Genomic DNA, 516 nt, shown 5'->3' on the forward strand with positions numbered 1-516 from the left:
TGGTGGGCACAATTCCCTGAATTGCCCAATCTCTTTGCCCGACACCCCCACGCTTGAGCAGGTGGACTATGTGAATCAGGGACAGAAATTTCAAGGAAATCCCTATGGAGGGACCTACAACCCTGGATGGAGGAACCATCCAAATTTTAACTGGGGAAATCAAGGTCAACAGAAATTCTCACAACCAGCGGGGTTTCAGACACAACAACAACAACAACAGGGACCCCCAACAGAACGCAAATTCACCACTGAAGATGTTGTGGCAAAATACATGCAAATCACTGATGTCAGCCTTACCACATTGGAAACGACCGTGAGAAACATGCATCTTTGGCTGAGAGACCACCTGGCAGCCATCCTAGCAATACTGAGACCAACCCACGAGAACACTTGCAAGCTATCACTTTACGAAGTGGCAAGGAGGTTGAGGTTCGGCCAAACACTGGGCCAAGTGAGAGTGCAATGAAGAACATGGTGAGAGGCAACACCTCCATTGATAGGGAGGAAGCTAATGAC

1 protein-coding gene is annotated in these 516 nt (G+C 48.6%); it reads left to right on the plus strand.

Going from position 1 to position 516, the window contains the following annotated elements; all coding sequences use genetic code 11:
• Window positions 1-330: 330 nt before the first annotated feature.
• A partial coding sequence (locus tag ACFIJJ_RS10230) for a hypothetical protein (protein WP_375646876.1) occupies window positions 331-516 on the plus strand: 186 nt, incomplete at its 3' end.

The sequence above is a fragment of the Bartonella sp. TT29SHDZB genome (assembly GCF_042193395.1).
Classification (GTDB): domain Bacteria; phylum Pseudomonadota; class Alphaproteobacteria; order Rhizobiales; family Rhizobiaceae; genus Bartonella.